At 52.7% G+C, this 16,583-nt stretch carries 14 protein-coding genes; 4 read left to right on the top strand and 10 right to left on the bottom strand.

The genetic code is table 11. The annotated features are described in order from the left end of the window. Positions 1 to 125 precede the first annotated feature (125 nt). The 4 genes from NXT09_RS11670 to ppk1 all read right to left on the bottom strand — a co-directional run bounded on the left by NXT09_RS11670 (position 126) and on the right by ppk1 (position 4,599). Positions 126 to 341 (bottom strand): YfgG family protein, encoded by a 216-nt coding sequence (locus NXT09_RS11670; protein WP_205550080.1) that lies wholly within the window; start codon positions 339 to 341, stop codon positions 126 to 128. Positions 342 to 571: 230 nt separating this feature from the next. Beyond that, complete coding sequence (locus NXT09_RS11665; RefSeq protein WP_039486430.1) at positions 572 to 760, bottom strand: YjfB family protein; 189 nt, start codon at positions 758 to 760, stop codon at positions 572 to 574. Positions 761 to 991: 231 nt separating this feature from the next. After that, positions 992 to 2,527 carry an exopolyphosphatase gene (ppx, locus tag NXT09_RS11660; protein ID WP_268579769.1) on the bottom strand — a complete coding sequence of 512 codons (1,536 nt, stop codon included), beginning with the start codon at positions 2,525 to 2,527 and terminating at the stop codon, positions 992 to 994. Further along, positions 2,527 to 4,599, bottom strand: a complete 2,073-nt coding sequence (gene ppk1, locus NXT09_RS11655) for a polyphosphate kinase 1 (protein WP_205550076.1) — start codon at positions 4,597 to 4,599, stop codon at positions 2,527 to 2,529. The genes ppx and ppk1 overlap by 1 nt, the downstream gene beginning before the upstream one ends. 217 nt (positions 4,600 to 4,816) lie before the next feature. On the opposite strand from ppk1, the gene NXT09_RS11650 reads away from it, so the two are divergent. The 4 genes from NXT09_RS11650 to NXT09_RS11635 all read left to right on the top strand — a co-directional run bounded on the left by NXT09_RS11650 (position 4,817) and on the right by NXT09_RS11635 (position 10,028). Then, a complete protein-coding gene (locus tag NXT09_RS11650) occupies positions 4,817 to 6,985 on the top strand; it encodes an ABC transporter permease subunit (RefSeq protein WP_268579768.1) in 2,169 nt (722 codons plus the stop codon). Then, positions 6,982 to 8,628, top strand: a complete 1,647-nt coding sequence (pstA, locus tag NXT09_RS11645) for a phosphate ABC transporter permease PstA (protein WP_268579767.1) — start codon at positions 6,982 to 6,984, stop codon at positions 8,626 to 8,628. Before NXT09_RS11650 ends, pstA begins: the two co-directional genes overlap by 4 nt. 15 nt (positions 8,629 to 8,643) lie before the next feature. Then, on the top strand, positions 8,644 to 9,459 hold the full coding sequence (gene pstB / locus NXT09_RS11640; RefSeq protein ID WP_268579766.1) for a phosphate ABC transporter ATP-binding protein PstB: 816 nt from the start codon (positions 8,644 to 8,646) through the stop codon (positions 9,457 to 9,459). A 131-nt stretch (positions 9,460 to 9,590) separates the two neighbouring features. Then, entirely contained in the window at positions 9,591 to 10,028 is a 438-nt protein-coding gene (locus NXT09_RS11635; RefSeq protein WP_010280336.1) for a helix-turn-helix domain-containing protein, read from the top strand. A 114-nt stretch (positions 10,029 to 10,142) separates the two neighbouring features. Here the strand turns inward: NXT09_RS11635 and NXT09_RS11630 are convergent, their stop codons facing one another. The 6 genes from NXT09_RS11630 to ppiB all read right to left on the bottom strand — a co-directional run bounded on the left by NXT09_RS11630 (position 10,143) and on the right by ppiB (position 16,494). Then, positions 10,143 to 11,510 carry an L-serine ammonia-lyase gene (locus NXT09_RS11630; protein WP_205550070.1) on the bottom strand — a complete coding sequence of 456 codons (1,368 nt, stop codon included), beginning with the start codon at positions 11,508 to 11,510 and terminating at the stop codon, positions 10,143 to 10,145. A 194-nt stretch (positions 11,511 to 11,704) separates the two neighbouring features. Next, entirely contained in the window at positions 11,705 to 12,994 is a 1,290-nt protein-coding gene (locus NXT09_RS11625) for an HAAAP family serine/threonine permease (protein WP_205550068.1), read from the bottom strand. A 517-nt stretch (positions 12,995 to 13,511) separates the two neighbouring features. After that, complete coding sequence (purK, locus tag NXT09_RS11620; protein ID WP_268579765.1) at positions 13,512 to 14,582, bottom strand: 5-(carboxyamino)imidazole ribonucleotide synthase; 1,071 nt, start codon at positions 14,580 to 14,582, stop codon at positions 13,512 to 13,514. Next, the gene (gene purE / locus NXT09_RS11615) at positions 14,579 to 15,088 is read right to left on the bottom strand and encodes a 5-(carboxyamino)imidazole ribonucleotide mutase (protein ID WP_014916138.1); all 510 of its coding nucleotides are present in this window, start codon (positions 15,086 to 15,088) and stop codon (positions 14,579 to 14,581) included. The genes purK and purE overlap by 4 nt, the downstream gene beginning before the upstream one ends. A 178-nt stretch (positions 15,089 to 15,266) precedes the next feature. Beyond that, positions 15,267 to 15,989 (bottom strand): UDP-2,3-diacylglucosamine diphosphatase, encoded by a 723-nt coding sequence (gene lpxH / locus NXT09_RS11610; protein ID WP_268579764.1) that lies wholly within the window; start codon positions 15,987 to 15,989, stop codon positions 15,267 to 15,269. Positions 15,990 to 15,999: 10 nt separating this feature from the next. Then, positions 16,000 to 16,494 carry a peptidylprolyl isomerase B gene (ppiB, locus tag NXT09_RS11605; protein ID WP_010280320.1) on the bottom strand — a complete coding sequence of 165 codons (495 nt, stop codon included), beginning with the start codon at positions 16,492 to 16,494 and terminating at the stop codon, positions 16,000 to 16,002. Positions 16,495 to 16,583 lie beyond the last annotated feature (89 nt).

The following is a 16,583-nucleotide window of genomic DNA, read 5'->3' as shown; positions in this document are numbered from 1 at the left end:
TTTTTTATGACAGACGTTCTCGTCTGAATAGGCAACGGGTACGGGCGTAAATAGCGGGCACGGGAATACGAAGGCAGTATGCCTGATGAAGAAAAAGAGAATATAAGGAACGGGTTGGTTAAGCGCTATTCTTTCTGATTGGCGAGTACGTTCGAAGGAAGCAGTAATTGTTCAGCACGCTGCTGCTGTTTGTCTTGATGATGACCAAACGCGGTGATGGTGGAGTAGGCAAAGCGGCCTAAAAGAATAATGAAACTGATGAGTAAAACGGCACGGGCGATCCGAGAGCCACTTCGTCGCGGGCGTATCGATAATCGTCGTTTATGGGTAAGCGTGGACATTACCAGTTAATCCTCTGTGAAAGCGAACATTCGCTGTTGTTTATTTAGGCACAAGCGATAGACAAGGTCAATCTGCCGCAGTGAAAAAGATGATGACCGATCCGGTTTTCGCACGTTCGGTATAAGGGGAGGAAGGGAGCGTGAAGAGAGGGGGGAGAATAAGGTGCTGAGAGAACCACTAAAAACCCGCTCAAACAAAAACGAATAAGCGGGTTGTGTGGTGCAAGGAATTACGCCGTGGTATTGACGTTACGCCCAATCGCCGGATTTGCTGGCAGAGGTGGCAATGCTTGCAAAATGCCGGAAACGACAGCCTCTTGGCTATCGAGCGCTTTTTTCAGCACAAGCGCGCTGGCCTCACTGCTGGTACGCATGTTGCTGAGGTCGGTCGCGAGTGATGCAATCTGCGATACATCCATTTCACTCTCCTTAATACTGAGTTGGATTGATGTCCGGTATGGAAAGGAAGCGCGCCTTTCCGCCGAGGTTGCATGATGTTGGCGAAAATTCTCGCCAGCCATCATTTTGGTATCGGCCCCATCTCTGTAAACTTTACGTTAACCGGGCTTCACCAACCAGCTCGGTTGCACAATTTTGCGTCACGACACTGTGCGGAATACGTTCGATTTTCCACGTAACGTTTTCATCAATCAGGCTTTTTCTTCCTCAATCATCAGCTTCCAGCCGGTGACGTCCTGCCAATATTCCTGTTCCCGTTCCAAATCCAGCTGTACCAGCGTGTTGTTGGTAAAGAAGTCGCGTGGGAACGTCAGCGTCCAATAGTTGTCATCGGTATGCAGCCGTAACGATTCTGGCGTTGTCGTTGCCTGACGCTGGTTATTCAACAGCGCGGCAAGGCGCAAAAGCTGCACCAGTGGCAAATATTGTTTCTTTTTGAACAGGTTCAGCCGCGGCAACTCTTCCAGTTTGATCGCTTTACGGTGCAATCGCACGATCAGGGACAGCACAAGCTGTTGTTCCTGATTGAAGCCGGGCAGGTTAGTGTTTTGCAGAATGTAGGCGGAATGACGGTGCATACCGCTATGGTTAATGCCCAACCCAACCTCATGCAGCATGGAAGCCCAGTTCAAGATGGCCTCAAGCTGTGGATGCACCAGATTAGGATTTTGTTCTGCCCATTGTGCATAAAGCTGCTGCGTGGTTTCCCGCACGCGTCGCGCCTGCTCACGGTCAATATTGTAATGGGTCGCCAGACTCTGCGCGGTACGGATGCGAATATCCTGATGGCGGAAACGACCTTCCATTTCGTACAGCACGCCTTCACGCAGCGCACCATCGGACAGGCGTAGTTCTTTGATCGCCAGCGCATCGAAAATACCGCACAGGATAGCCAGACCAGGCACCAGCACCGACTGACGGTCTTCGGACAGGCCAGGCAGACTCAGCGCTTTGAAGTGCTTAAACTGCAAGATCTGTGTGCGTAGCATTTCTAGCCGCTCGGGAGTAATCAGGCCGTCTTTTTCTCCCATCTCCACCAGAATTTCGTGCGTGGCTTTGATCGTTCCAGACGCGCCGAGGGCGAATTTCCAGCCGTATATGCGGTATTCCCAGGACAGCGTCTCCAGCTTTTGTGCCGCGGCCAGTCGGGCGCGCTTGAAGTTAGCTTCGCTGATTTCACCGTTCGGGAAAAACTGCTGTGCGAAGCTGACACACCCCATTCGACGGCTTTCCACCAGCATCGGCTCGAAATCTTCACCGATAACCAGCTCTGTAGAACCGCCACCGATATCGATGACCAGCTTGCGGCCTTTTTCCGGCTGCGTATGCTCCACGCCCATAAAAATCAGACGGGCTTCTTCATGGCCGGAAATGATCTCTATCGGATAGGGAATGATATCCGCCGCGCGGCGCAGAAACTCCTGCGCGTTGACCGCCTGACGCAGCGCGTGCGTGCCGACGATAGAAACGTTCATTGCCGGGAAGCCTTGCAGGCGTTCAGCAAACAGCGCCAGGCAGCTCAGGCCGCGCTGAATGGCTTCTTCGCTGAGCACATTTTTACTGTCCAGCCCATCGGCCAGATGTACCCGCTGTTTTAAACGCCCCAATACCTGAAGCGCTCCGTTTACCACGCGTGCGATCACCATGTGAAAACTATTGGAGCCCAGGTCGATAGCCGCGAATTCTTGCGGCTTTATCTCGGTTTTTTCATTGTTCGTTAACGGCATTATTCAGGCTTATCTCCAGGTTGCTCCAACGCCTTGATGTAGTCGTAAATGGCATTTTGCGCGCGTACTTTACGCTTGTTGCCGCGTGAGACATAGCGGTTGCTCGATTCTTTATCAATGACACGGGCTTTTACCGTATCGCTGAACAGAATATCCAGCGTTTCCAGCACGCGATTTTTCAACACAGGATCAAGAATTTCCACTGCGACTTCAATGCGATAATCAATGTTGCGTGTCATCCAGTCTGCGGAAGAGAGGTAGACTTTCTTGTCCCCGCCGTTGTTGAAGACATACACCCGATCGTGTTCCAGATAGCGGTCAAGAATACTGATGACCTGAATATTTTCACTGATCCCCGGCAAATTAGGGATCAGTGAACACATGCCACGTACCAGTAGATTGATTTTTACGCCCGCAGAGGAAGCCTGATACAGCTTTTCTGCCAGCCCTTTATCCACCAGATTATTTACCTTAAGCGTAATGCCTGCATCACGATTCGCCAGCGCATTTTCGATCTCGGTATCGATCAATTGGTACAGTTTGTCGCGGGAGTTTTGCGGTGACACCAGCAGGTGTTCGAAGCTGACCGGGCGGTAGGGGTTTTCAATGAAGTTGAAGACGCGACGGACTTCGTTGGTAATGCGTTCGTCGGCGGTCAGCAGCGAGTAGTCGGTATACAGACGGGCGGTTTTCTCGTTGAAGTTACCGGTGCCGATGTGTGCGTAACGCACGATGTTTTCCCCTTCGCGGCGGGAAATCAGGAACAGTTTTGCGTGAATCTTCAGCCCAGGTACCGAGAAAATGACGTGTACGCCGGCTTCCGTCAGGCGCTTGGCCCAGTGAATATTCGCCTCTTCGTCAAAGCGCGCCTGTAGCTCGACCACTACCGTCACTTTCTTGCCGTTGTGCGCCGCATGGATCATCGAATTAATGATGCGCGAGTCTTTGGCGACGCGGTAAATATTGATTTTGATGGACAGCACGTTAGGGTCGAAAGAGGCTTGTCGCAGCAGTTCCAATACGTGCTCGAAGGTGTGGTACGGGTAATAGAGCAGCACGTCGCGTTCGCGGATCGCATCAAATCCGTTGCGAAAATGGTTGAAGCCGGTGTGTCGCAGGCGCGGCAGGGGTTTGTTGACCAGATTGGCACGGCCGACGTTCGGGAAAGAAATAAAATCTTTGAAATTGTGGTAGCGCCCGCCGGGGATGACGGAGTCATAAGAAGAGATCCCCAGTTTATCGAGTAGCATGGCGACCATCGCGTCCGGCATGTCGCGCTGATAGACGAATCTCACCGGCTCGGCGGTCAGACGCTGCTTCAGGCTGGAAGACATCAGCTCCAGCAGACTGGACTCCATTTCCGTCACCAGATCGTATTCCGCATCGCGCGTCATCTTCATGGAGTACGCGTTCAGTGCATCATAATCAAAGAAGCCCTTGAAGATATCATCCAGACAGTAACGCAGAATGTTATCGATGAGGATCATGGTCTTACGACGGCGCGGCGCTTCCGCTGGCAGGTTGACAAAGCGCGGTATTTTATCCGAAGGAATTTCCAGCAGAGCGTAACTGATCTCATCGCCACGAATAATTTCGACGGCAAGATAGGTATAGTTATCCTTCAGGAACTCCACCAGATCGGTTTCGTCAAAGATCAGTATTGGCGTGATATGCGGGCGCAGATATTGCCGGAAGTAATCTCTCAGCCACTCTTGCTGATTAGGGGAAACCTGACGTTCGTTGACCAGAAAAATCTGGTTACGCGCCATCTCCAGCAGCAGTTCGTTGTACAGGCTATCAAAGATTTGATCGGTTTTGAGAACACGCGCCTGAATTTTGCCTAAAAGGTGTCGCAGATTGCCGTCCAGACCTTGCTCTTCGTTAATCAGAATGCGTCTTTTCAAATCGGCAAAACGGACTTTATAAAATTCATCAAGGTTGCTGGAGTAAATGCCCAGAAAGCGCATGCGTTCGATTAACGGATTGCTTTTATCTGCTGCTTCCTGAAGTACTCGTTCATTAAAGGATAACCAACTTAATTCTTTCTCTATGTAGAGTTTGTCCTGACCCATTGTCACTCCGCTCAACTCATGTACTGAAGGTTCATCCAATATTCATACCCTTCTTCTGTGGGGATAGGGTACAACAACATTATGGCGTGTTGATGACGATAAAATCTAATTCATAGACAGGCTTACCATTGTCATATTATGGGCGTAAAGGCAACATATGCTACCCGCAATACGTTAGCAACACGACTCTGGCGGCTTCACTCTAACGGCGAGAATAATGGTAAACACAGGCAATACATCACAGTATCGGGATCGTCGGCGAGCGTGGATCGACCGCTTGGTTCACCGCATTGTTGCGGGCAGTGGGCTACTGGTGCTGGCTATGCTGTTGTTAATCTTCTTCTATCTACTGTATGTGGTGACACCACTGTTCCTTTCTCCCACCGTTAATGGCCAAAAAACGGTGCTACGCCAGGGGGCGGAACCGTCGCTGGCGCTGGGGCTTAGCGACAACGGGCAGATCGGGTTTCGCATCGACAGTCAGGGCTATGGCGAGTTTATCCCGTTTGCAGAAAATCAGCCCATGTCGCGTATTCAACTGGTTCCTGCGCTGAGTTTACTGGCGCAGAGTCAGGGTGAGCGACAGGTTTATGCCCTGAGTCAGCCTGATAGCCGTTTGGTTTTCGTGCAGCCTGTGTTATCGCGTACGGAAAACCGTTCTCCTGTCTGGGATTATCCGCTGGGTGAGCAGGCGTATTCGCTTGGGTTGCCTGCGCAGCCGCTGCGTTATCTGGCAGTAGCGGCAGTGGGGGAAAAGCATGTTGTTGTGGCAGCGATCGGGCAGGAAAATGCGTTGATTATTGCCGACGTTGATAAAAACGGTGTGCGGCAACGGGCACAGATTACGCTTCCGGCGGGTACGATTAGCCAACTGCTGCTGACACCAGACGGGCAGCAGGTGTATTTGCTCAGCGGTAAGACATTAACGCTGTGGCAGGTGGGAGCGAACGCGCTGACGCTGCGGGAAGAGCGACAGTTACAGTTGGCGGAACCGCTGCATCTGGCGCTGCTGTCCGGTGGACGATCGCTGCTGGTGCAGTCTGCTGATGGGCGGATTAGCCAATGGTTTGACGTTCCGGGCGAAAAGGGCGCGACGCTGACAGAGATTCGTCAGTTTCCGCACGTTGCGGGCGAATCGGTGTTGTTGGCAACGGAGGCGCAGCGGCGAGTCTTTGCCACATTGAGCACACAGGGTGAGCTGTCGCTGTTTGCCAGCAAGCAGTCGCATGCGTTGCTGACGCAGACGCTACCGGCTCATGCACAAACGCTGGCGTTTTCGCCGCGCGGTTCAGCTTTGCTGATTGAAACGGCGCAGGGCTGGCATCGCTATCAGGTTGATAACCCATATCCCGATATTGGCTGGCGCGGGCTGTGGCAAAAACTGTGGTACGAGAACTATCCGGAGCCTGCCTATATTTGGCAATCCACGTCTGCGGATGACAGCTATCAGGCTAAATTCAGCATGATGCCGCTGATGCTGGGCACGATGAAGGCAGCGATTTACGCGATGCTGTTTGCTACGCCGCTGGCGCTGTCCGCCGCGATCTATACCGCCTGCTTTATGTCGCCGACGTTGCGACGCTGGATTAAACCCACGCTGGAAATCATGGGCGCGCTGCCTACGGTGGTCGTCGGCCTGATTGCGGCCATCTGGCTGGCCCCGCATTTTGCGACCTATCTGTCCGCGATTCTGGTCATGCCGATTTTATGGATGCTGGCCGTGCTCGGCTGCGGCTGGCTGATTGAATGCCTGCCGGCGCGCTGGCGCGTCCGTTTCCCTGCGGGCTGGGACGTGCTATTCCTCATTCCCACGATCTTGCTGACATTTGTGGTCGGCTGTTGGCTTGCGCCGCGGATGGAGATCTGGGTGCTGGGGCAGCCGCTGTACCAGTGGCTGGGTGATGATTTTGTGCAACGCAACACGCTGGTGGCGGGCGTTGCTCTTGGCTTCGCGCTGATCCCGCTGATTTTTTCGCTGGCAGAGGATGCCTTGTTTAGCGTACCGGCTCGTTTAAGTCAGGGATCGCTGGCTCTGGGTGCGACGGCCTGGCAAACCTTGTGGCGCGTCGTGCTGCCGTCCGCCAGCGCTGGGATTTTCGCCGCACTGATGCTGAGTTTTGGCCGCGCCGTGGGGGAAACCATGATTGTGCTCATGGCGACGGGCAACACACCGATTATGGATGAAGGTCTGCTTCAGGGCCTGCGTTCGCTGGCGGCGAATATCGCTATTGAAATGCCGGAAGCGGTGACGAACAGTGGTCACTATCGGGTGCTGTTCTTAACGGCATTAACGCTGTTTGTTTTCACGTTCATCGTGAATACGCTGGCTGAAACTATCCGGCAGCGCTTACGCCAACGCTACCGTGATGAAGGAGAAAACGCGTGAAGCGCTGGTTCCGTTCGGGAAGGCCCTGGGTGTGGCTGACCGCATCGTCAATTTCCATTAGCCTGCTGGCGATGCTGGCAATTATCGTGCTGCTGGCCGGGCAGGGCATGGGCTACCTGTGGCCGCAGCCTGTCTGGCTGCTGACGCTACAGCCGGAGCAGGGTGCGCAGCGTGCACTGATAGGGGAAATTTATGCCGAGCAGACGCTTTCGCGCCAGCAGCTGGAACAGGCTGGTTTGTCCTCTTCGTCTGAGGATGATGAAACACGCTATTTGATCAAAATTGGCCAGCGTGAAATTCATGGGCAGAGCTTTCGTACGCTGTTGTCGCGCGACATTGTCCGCTTTGATAAACCCGCCGACATTCTGGTGTTGAAGCGGACGAACAATGGCACCGCCTATGGTTATCTGGCTGGCATGCTGGAGGGCGAGCAGCCGCTGGTGGCAACGGATCTCCCCGCCACCTTACAGCATCGCGTCGAGCAGGTGCAGGGATTGCTTGCGAAGACGCAGGCCATCCGTATGGGGGAGATGGCGAAGATCAACCAGCAGTTTGAGACGCTGCGGCTGGAAGAGAAAAAGCGGCAGCAGGCCAAGACGTTGGATAATCAGGCGCTAGCCCGTCTTCAGGCTGAGCGCATTGAGCTGCAACGCCGCTTTGATGAGCTGTCGCGCCAGCTAACCTCACTCAATCTGGACATTAATCGCGATACCGTGCAATTGCGGGACGCGAACGGCAGCGTCCATCTTATTCCGCTCAGAGACATTGAACAGGCCTGGTACCCTAACGCGATGAGCCCGTGGGAAAAAGTCAGCCACTGGGGTAATCAGGCGAAATACATGCTGGTGCACTACTCGCCGGACAGCAACAGCGCGGGCCACCTTTTCCCCGCCATTTTTGGCACCGTGCTGATGGTGGTGTTGATGTCCATCGTGGTGATGCCATTGGGGGTGATCGCCGCAGTTTATCTGCATGAATACGCGGGGAAAAACAGCTTAACGCGCTGGGTGCGGATTGCCGTGGTCAATCTGGCTGGGGTGCCTTCCATTGTGTACGGCGTGTTCGGGTTAGGCTTTTTTGTTTATCTCATCGGTGGCACGTTGGATCAGCTGTTCTATTCTGAAGCACTGCCGAATCCGACGTTTGGTACGCCGGGGCTTCTGTGGGCATCGCTGACGCTGGCTCTGCTGACGCTGCCGGTGGTGATTGTGGCGACGGAAGAAGGGCTGTCGCGCATTCCGATGTCTGTGCGCCACGGCTCACTGGCGTTGGGCGCTACCAAGGCCGAAACGCTGTGGCACGTTGTGCTGCCGATGGCGGTTCCCGCGATGATGACGGGCTTGATCCTCGCCGTGGCGCGTGCCGCAGGGGAAACCGCGCCGCTGATGTTAGTCGGCGTGGTGAAGTCGGTGCCGGTGTTACCGGTTGATGACATTTTCCCTTATTTACATCTTGAGCGAAAATTTATGCATTTGGGATTCCAAATCTACGATCTGGCGTTCCAAAGCCCGGACGTCGAAGCGGCAAGACCGCTGGTGTACATCACCGCACTGCTGCTGGTGTTGATTGTTGTTGGGTTGAACCTTGCAGCGATTGGGATTCGCCATGTTCTGCGTGAGAAATATCGTTCGTTATCACTCTGAAAGTAGGATGAAGTTATGGGATTTATGACACAAAAGGAGATGGCACCGCTGCCTGATGTTCATCAACTGAGTGATGAGCAGACGACGTTAACCGTGGAACATCTGAATCTTTACTATGGCGACAAGCAGGCACTGAACGATATTTCGATTCGCATTCCGAAGAATCAGGTGACGGCGCTGATTGGGCCGTCGGGCTGTGGTAAATCCACGCTGTTACGCTGCTTTAATCGCATGAATGATCTGGTGGATGACTGCCGCACCGAGGGTGATATCCGGCTGAACGGTATGCCTATTAACGACCCACAGTTGGATGTTGCCACGTTGCGCCGTCGGGTGGGGATGGTTTTTCAACGACCGAATCCGTTTCCCAAGTCGATCTATGAAAACGTGATTTATGGCCTGAGATTGCAGGGGCTACGCGATCGCCGTTTTCTGGATGATGCCGTTGAGCGTGCGCTACGTGCAGCGGCGCTTTGGCATGAGGTGAAGGATCGTCTGAGCGATAACGCGTTAACGCTATCCAGCGGGCAGCAGCAGCGTTTGGTGATCGCCCGTGCAATCGCCATTGAGCCGGAAGTGTTGTTGCTGGATGAGCCGACCTCCGCGCTCGATCCCATTTCGACGCTGGTTGTCGAGGAACTGATGGGAACGCTAAAGCAGCATTTCACGCTGGTGCTGGTAACGCACAACATGCAGCAGGCCGCGCGCGTGTCGGATTACACTGCGTTTATCAATCAGGGAAAACTGATCGAGTACAACTGTACGGACGATCTGTTTACCTCTCCGACACAGCGTCGCACGGAGGATTATATCACCGGGCGCTTTGGGTGAAATTTCATCAGACTACTGCGTTTAAATGACCTAAAAAAATTATGGATACCGTTCATCAATTGTCCGTGCCATTTGAAAAATTGATGATAAAATGCGCGCAAATTTTTTGACTCTGGCAAGTGGCGGGTAAGATGAAATTCAGTACCATGAACGAAGGCGAAATTATTACCGAGCTGTGCCGGAGAATAAAAGACTCCAGAATTCAGCAGCGTCTCTCGCAGGTCGATCTTGCCGAGCGGGCGGGGCTGGGAATCGCAACGATAAAGCGTGCGGAAATGGGCGAATCCATTACGCTCAGCAGCCTGCTTTCTATTCTGCGTGGGTTGAACCGTCTGCATCAGATTGAAGGCGTGCTCTTCGATGCCGAAGTGGAATCCTTCCATGCGCAGATCAGCGGCGAGAAAAAACAGACGCCGCTGCGTATCAGAAAGAAAGCCGCGACCTTTCCTGCCAAAGCACTCACCAAGCATGAAAATATCAAGAAACCCGCTAACAGCACGGTAGATTGGTATATCGCGGCGGCTGAAAACAACATTGTCTGGTCGCTGCCTGAAAGCGATAAAAAATAAAGGGCTAATGCAAATGCATTAACCCTTATGTATGAACCCTGATTGTCGCGTTAATCTGCCAGAAATTTAACGCGACAAAGCAAGTTTATCCTTCTCCACGATCCCCTAGGGATATTATTCGCACAGAACGACTTTAATCGCCAAACCACCGCGAGACGTTTCACGGTACTTGGCGTTCATGTCTTTGCCGGTTTCGTACATGGTTTCAACGACCTTATCCAGCGATACGCGTGGCTCGCTGGTGCGGCGCATTGCCATTCTGGCGGCGTTGATCGCCTTCACGGAGGCGATGGCGTTGCGTTCGATGCACGGCACCTGAACCTGACCCGCTACCGGGTCGCATGTCAGCCCCAGATTATGCTCCATGCCGATTTCCGCCGCGATGCATACCTGCTCAGGATTCGCGCCGAGTAGCTCAGCCAGACCTGCCGCCGCCATCGAACAGGCCACGCCGACTTCTCCCTGACAGCCCACTTCCGCACCGGAAATAGAGGCGTTCATTTTGTAGAGCATGCCGATAGCGCCGGATGCCAGGAAATAACGCAGGTAAGATTCCGGGGTGACCGGTTGAACGTAACGATCGTAATAAGCCAGCACGGCAGGAATAATGCCGCATGCGCCGTTAGTCGGTGCGGTGACGACGCGTCCGCCCGCCGCATTTTCTTCCGACACGGCCATGGCAAACATGTTCACCCAGTCCATCGCATCCATCGGGTCGTTAGAAAAACGATCGTTGATGAACAGCAGACGATGCAGCGCTGATGCCCGACGCGGAACGCGTAAGGGGCCGGGCAACACGCCTTCCGTATTCATGCCGCGGTGCATGCAGTCCTGCATAGTTTTCCATACGTCGGCAAAATAGTGCTCAAGCGCTTCCCGACCATGCATCGCAATCTCGTTTTTCAGGACGATGGCGGATAAAGACAGGCAGTGATCGTGACAGTGTTGCAGCAGTTTCTGGGCAGAAAAGAACGGGTAGGGCGCGCTTTCCTCTGCCAGATTGGGTTTGCCGAAGTTTTCCTGATCGACGACGAATCCGCCCCCGATGGAGTAATAGGTTTTGCTATAGACCAACTCTTGCTGGTTATAGGCGCGAATGGTCATGCCGTTTTCATGCAGCGGCAGGTTTTCCGGCTGGAAACGCAGGGAGGATTCCAGCGGGAAGCTGACCTCATACTGACCGTTGAGCATCGGCAGGCGCTGAGTGTCTTTCACCTGTTGAATAAATGCCGGAATGCTATCGATATTTACGCTATCCGGTAGGTTACCTGCGAGTCCCATAATGATAGCGATATCGGTATGGTGCCCTTTCCCCGTCAGGGAAAGTGAGCCGTAAATATCAACGACAATACGCGTCACCGATGAGATAAGCGCGCGATTCACCAGATCGTCGGTGAACATTTTACCCGCTTTCATTGGGCCGACAGTATGAGAACTGGACGGGCCGATACCGATTTTGAAGATATCAAATACGCTGACCATAGCGATTTCCTTGAAAAAAAACGCCGCATACCCGTAATACTTCAAGCCGTATGTGCGTTGGTTTCCCTCACTCACCCCAGTCACTTACTTATGTAAGCTCCTGGGGATTCGTGTGGTTGCCGCCTTCCTACAACTCGAATTATTTAGGGTATGTCTAGAAAATAACGTGCCGGCGTTAAATTAGGGTAGGGGGCTTACAGCAGATCGCGCAGGCTGTAAACAATGGCGGAAATAGCGATCAGTCCCATCAGGGTGACAAAGACGTTGCTGATGTGGCCGCTGTATTTCTTCATCGCTGGGACTTTCTGGATGGCGTACATCGGCATCAGGAACAGCAGGCACGCGATAATTGGGCCGCCCAACGTTTCGATCATGCCCAGAATGCTCGGGTTCAGCGTCGCAACAATCCAGGTGGTGATCAGCATGAACAGCGCAGTGATGCGGTTCAATTTGGTGTTGGAGATGGTTTTGCCTCTGCTGCGCAGGGATTTCACGATCATGCCGTTAAAACCTTCGCCCGCACCCAGATAGTGACCCAGGAACGATTTAGAGATCGCGATGGTGGCAATAACCGGTGCCAGATAGCCGATTACCGGGTTGTTAAAGTGGTTCGCCAGATAGGACAGAATAGAAATGTTCTGTGCTTTCGCTTCCATCAGCTCAGCCGGAGAAAGGCTCAGTACACAGCTGAAGACGAAGAACATCACGGTCAGCACCATCATGATGTGGCTGTAAGACAGAATGCGTGAGCATTTTTGCTCGGCGTCATCGCCATATTCTTTACGTTTGGCAACGGCGAAAGAGGAGATGATTGGTGAGTGGTTGAAGGAGAAAACCATCACCGGAATAGCCAGCCATAATGTCGCCAACAGACCGTTGCCCGTGACGCTGGAACTCAAAGAAATGTTTTCAAAAACAGAGGTATTCCAGTTTGGAATTAAATAAAGCGCCAGCAACATCAGCACGGCAACAAACGGGTAAACCAGAATACTCATTGCCTTAACGATCATCGCTTCACCGAAGCGGACAATAAACATTAATCCGAGAATCAATATTAATGACAGCAGCGCACGTGGCGGAGAAGGCAAATGCAATTGGTGAGTAATAAAGCTATCTACCGTATTGGTAATGGCAACGCTATAAACTAATAGGATCGGATAAATAGCGAAAAAATAAAGCAAAGTGATTAATTTACCCGCACCAACGCCGAAATGTTCTTCAACAACTTCGGTAATATCTTCGCCACCTTTCTTGCCGGATAATACAAAACGGCATAAAGCACGGTGAGAATAATATGTCATCGGGAAGGCAATCAGCGCCATGATAATTAACGGAATTAAACCACCAATACCGGCATTGATGGGTAAGAATAACACGCCAGCGCCGATGGCCGTGCCGTAGAGGCCCAGCATCCAGACGGTATCGCTTTTACGCCATCCTGAAGCCTGTTCTAACACCTGGCCGCTATCTTGAATGGTGCTCATATACTGATCTCTCCTCGGTGAACATATTAATACTCTGTTACAAGAGTATTGCCACATGATGTGGATTATAAAAATTACAGTATCGGCAAGTTGCCGTTACGGAGTCTAAAAAACGAACGAGACATGTTGCTAATTATGTCAGTAGGTCAATACTGTTTTGTGGCGGCATTCTATATCGTGGTGGTCAGCGAATAATATTGAGGCGATCACAGAAATGAATTGACGGGAAATATTTTAATAAATTTCCGCGCAAATTAAAATATCAAACTTGATACTTTATTTTAAATATTTTTAACGGCTCGTTATTGATACTTTATTTAATTGTTGAGTGATGAAAAATGAACAATAAATAAAATAAAAGGCCGATGAAATAATAAACGCAATTTTGCTGATGTCACGCGTAATGATGATTTTTCTCTTTTGAAGACATCTCGAGGGTGCGGTTCCTGCGGTTGCTTCGCATCAGATGACCGTTATCCGGCAGATTGCGACCTGCCGGATAACGGTCACCGATCTGTCAGGCAGTGAGTTTTTCCTCTGCCCACGCCAGACCGCTGTGGTATTCCTCTGGTAATAGAGGCGCCAGCGATTGCAACGTGCGTTGCAACTGTGCGGTGTCCGACGACGGTAGATTGAGGTGTCCAACTTTGCGGCCGGGACGTACCTCTTTCTCATACCAGTGCAGATGTACCAGCGGCAGCGCCAGCCAGTCGATATTCACGTCAGTGCCGATCAGGTTGACCATCACCGACGGCGTTTCGACAACCGGTACTGGCAGCGGCAGATCCAGAATGGCGCGCAGATGCAGCTCAAACTGGCTGATTGACGCACCATTTTGCGTCCAGTGTCCGCTATTGTGTACGCGTGGAGCCAGCTCGTTAATAAGCAGATGGTCGCCGACGATAAAGCATTCCATCGCCATCACGCCCACATAACCCAGCGCATTCATGATTGCGGACAGCATCTGTTCAGCCTGCTGCTGCAACTGCGGATCGGGTTGAGGGAAAGCCACGCTGGTGCGCAGAATGCCGTCCTGATGCAGGTTATGAGTGAGCGGGTAGAACACACATTTGCCGTGCGTATTGCGGGCACCTACCAGCGAAACTTCGCCAGAAAAATTAATGCCTTGCTCAACGATGCATTCGCCGTAGCAGTCAGCGGGCAGCGTGTGCTGTTCGCCATCGCGCAAGCGCCACTGTCCACGACCGTCGTAACCGCCGACGCGACGTTTAACGATCGCTAATTCACCCAATGAGCCGAAGACGTGTGGCCATTCATCGGCGCTAGCCAGCAGTTGCCATGGAGCGGTGGCCAGATTCAGAGAATCCAGCAGCTGCTTTTGTGTCAGGCGATCGGCCAGACGCGGGAAAATATCGCGGTTTGCAAACGCCGTGTGCTCGGCCAACTCGCGGGTGAGGGCGGTTTCCGGCCAGCGTTCGATCTCGGCGGTAATGACACTGTTATGAAACGGAACCGACTCTGGCTCTGCATCCAGTCCTACTGGGTAAACCGCAATACCTAGCGGTTCACCAGCCTGACGCAGCATTCTGCCCAACTGACCATTGCCTAATACGCAGACCGGTTTCATGCCTCCTCCCGCGGATCGGGATGAGAGAGCACATCATCGGTTTGCGCCTGACGCCAGTCTGCCAGTCGGGTGGCGATGCCATTGTCATGTAGGGCGAGAATTTGTGCGGCCAGCAGAGCGGCATTCGCTGCGCCCGCTTTGCCAATGGCCAACGTGCCGACCGGAATACCGCGAGGCATTTGGACGATGGAATACAGGCTGTCTACACCGCTCAGCGTTGAGCTTTGTACCGGCACGCCAAGCACGGGAACCAGCGTTTTCGCTGCCAGCATACCCGGCAGGTGTGCTGCGCCGCCTGCGCCCGCGATAATCACATCAAAACCGTTCTGTGCCGCTTGCTCAGCAAAGCTGAACAGTTTATCCGGCGTCCGGTGTGCGGAAACGACTTCGGTATGAAAAGGAATGTTCAGCGTGGTGAGGATTTCCGCAGCAAACTGCATGGTGGCCCAGTCACTCTTTGAACCCATGACGATGGCAATTTTAGCCGGGGCAACGTTGGATGACATGCCTGTAACGCTCCTGTGATTGTACGTGTTCGTGACGCGTTCGCGTCGGCCAGACAGGGAGGGTCTGGCGTTGAGGGCGTAGAGCATATCACGCCATTATGGCGAGGAAAACGGTTGCGTATGCGGAAATGCGGGGGGAATAAGGTGAGAGTCCGTTAAGTCAATGTCAGGAAACGCATTAAAATGGGAAGGAAATCAGTTCGATATTTTGTGGTGTGACCTTAATCATCGACCCTTCCTCATGCCAGGCACCCAGAACGGCACGACGACCCGAAGATTCGCCGAGATCGACCTGATGAATAGCCGGGCGGTGCGTGTGGCCGTGGATCATCGTCTTCACCTGATAATGCCGTAAGCGTTCAAGCACAGCATCGTGATTGACATCCATAATCTGCTGCGACTTTTTCTGGTTTTCGTGCTGGCTGGTTGCCCGCATCTTCGCCGCAATTTTCATCCGTAATGACAGCGGTAATAGCAGGAAGAGTCGCTGAATGAACGGGTTGTGTACCCGACGGCGGAATTGCTGGTAATGCTGATCGTCAGTGCACAGCGTATCGCCATGCAGAATGAGGAGCTGCTGACCGTAGAGGTTGAGCACCGTTTCCGTCGGCAGCAGCGTCATTCCGCTTTGTTTGGCGAAACGCTTACCGATCAGGAAATCACGGTTACCGTGTACGAAATAGCAGGGAATGCCGCGCTGATGCAAGGCATACAGTTCCGCGGCGACAGTCGCATGCAGCGGCTGGGGATCGTCGTCACCAATCCAGGCGTCGAACAGGTCGCCAAGTATGTATAGCGCATCGGCATGAATCGCGTCATGGCGTAAAAAACGCAGAAAACCGGCGGTAATCGCCGGTTCATGAACACTTAAATGCAGATCGGCAATAAACAGCGTTGCCATGCAGGTCGGATTATTCGCTGACCGTTACGTGGGTAATCACCACGTCTTCTTTCGGTACGTCCTGGTGCATGCCGCTGCGGCCAGTAGCCACGCCTTTGATTTTATCAACGACGTCCATGCCTTCGGTGACTTCAGCGAATACGCAGTAGCCCCAACCATCGGCACGCTCTGAACGGAAGTTCAGGAAATCGTTATCAACGAGGTTGATAAAGAACTGGGCAGTTGCAGAGTGCGGATCGTTGGTACGCGCCATCGCCAGCGTGCCACGGGTGTTTTTCAGGCCGTTGTTGGCTTCATTTTTGATTGTCGCATTGGTTTCTTTCTGATCCATGCCGGGAGCGAAGCCGCCGCCCTGGATCATGAAACCATTAATCACGCGGTGAAAAATCGTGTTGTCATAAAAACCGCTGCGACAGTAGTTCAGGAAGTTTTCTACGGTAACCGGCGCCTTGTCTGCAAACGTATTAATAACGATATCGCCGTGGTTGGTATGAAGCGTAATCATAATAATGAACCCTAGATAGCCTTAGTGATTAAGAGTGCTGTTCACAAAAGGCGGTGAACAACAAGAGCGCTGTTATAGCATAACTGGTC

The sequence above is a fragment of the Pectobacterium jejuense genome (assembly GCF_026800125.1).
GTDB classification, from domain to species: domain Bacteria; phylum Pseudomonadota; class Gammaproteobacteria; order Enterobacterales; family Enterobacteriaceae; genus Pectobacterium; species Pectobacterium jejuense.
The sequence above is the reverse complement of the archived record's forward strand: the minus strand, read 5'-3'. Positions and strand labels throughout refer to the sequence as shown.

What these genes read in the sequence shown, in the direction of transcription:
- lpxH (WP_268579764.1), bottom strand. Translation starts at nt 15,989, where the DNA reads ATGGCAACGCTGTTTATTGCCGATCTGCATTTAAGTGTTCATGAACCG.
- purK (WP_268579765.1), bottom strand. Translation starts at nt 14,582, where the DNA reads ATGAAACCGGTCTGCGTATTAGGCAATGGTCAGTTGGGCAGAATGCTG.
- NXT09_RS11670 (WP_205550080.1), bottom strand. Translation starts at nt 341, where the DNA reads ATGTCCACGCTTACCCATAAACGACGATTATCGATACGCCCGCGACGA.
- NXT09_RS11635 (WP_010280336.1), top strand. Translation starts at nt 9,591, where the DNA reads ATGAAATTCAGTACCATGAACGAAGGCGAAATTATTACCGAGCTGTGC.
- NXT09_RS11625 (WP_205550068.1), bottom strand. Translation starts at nt 12,994, where the DNA reads ATGAGCACCATTCAAGATAGCGGCCAGGTGTTAGAACAGGCTTCAGGA.
- NXT09_RS11665 (WP_039486430.1), bottom strand. Translation starts at nt 760, where the DNA reads ATGGATGTATCGCAGATTGCATCACTCGCGACCGACCTCAGCAACATG.
- NXT09_RS11650 (WP_268579768.1), top strand. Translation starts at nt 4,817, where the DNA reads ATGGTAAACACAGGCAATACATCACAGTATCGGGATCGTCGGCGAGCG.
- pstB (WP_268579766.1), top strand. Translation starts at nt 8,644, where the DNA reads ATGGGATTTATGACACAAAAGGAGATGGCACCGCTGCCTGATGTTCAT.
- ppk1 (WP_205550076.1), bottom strand. Translation starts at nt 4,599, where the DNA reads ATGGGTCAGGACAAACTCTACATAGAGAAAGAATTAAGTTGGTTATCC.
- ppx (WP_268579769.1), bottom strand. Translation starts at nt 2,527, where the DNA reads ATGCCGTTAACGAACAATGAAAAAACCGAGATAAAGCCGCAAGAATTC.
- purE (WP_014916138.1), bottom strand. Translation starts at nt 15,088, where the DNA reads ATGTCATCCAACGTTGCCCCGGCTAAAATTGCCATCGTCATGGGTTCA.
- ppiB (WP_010280320.1), bottom strand. Translation starts at nt 16,494, where the DNA reads ATGATTACGCTTCATACCAACCACGGCGATATCGTTATTAATACGTTT.
- NXT09_RS11630 (WP_205550070.1), bottom strand. Translation starts at nt 11,510, where the DNA reads ATGGTCAGCGTATTTGATATCTTCAAAATCGGTATCGGCCCGTCCAGT.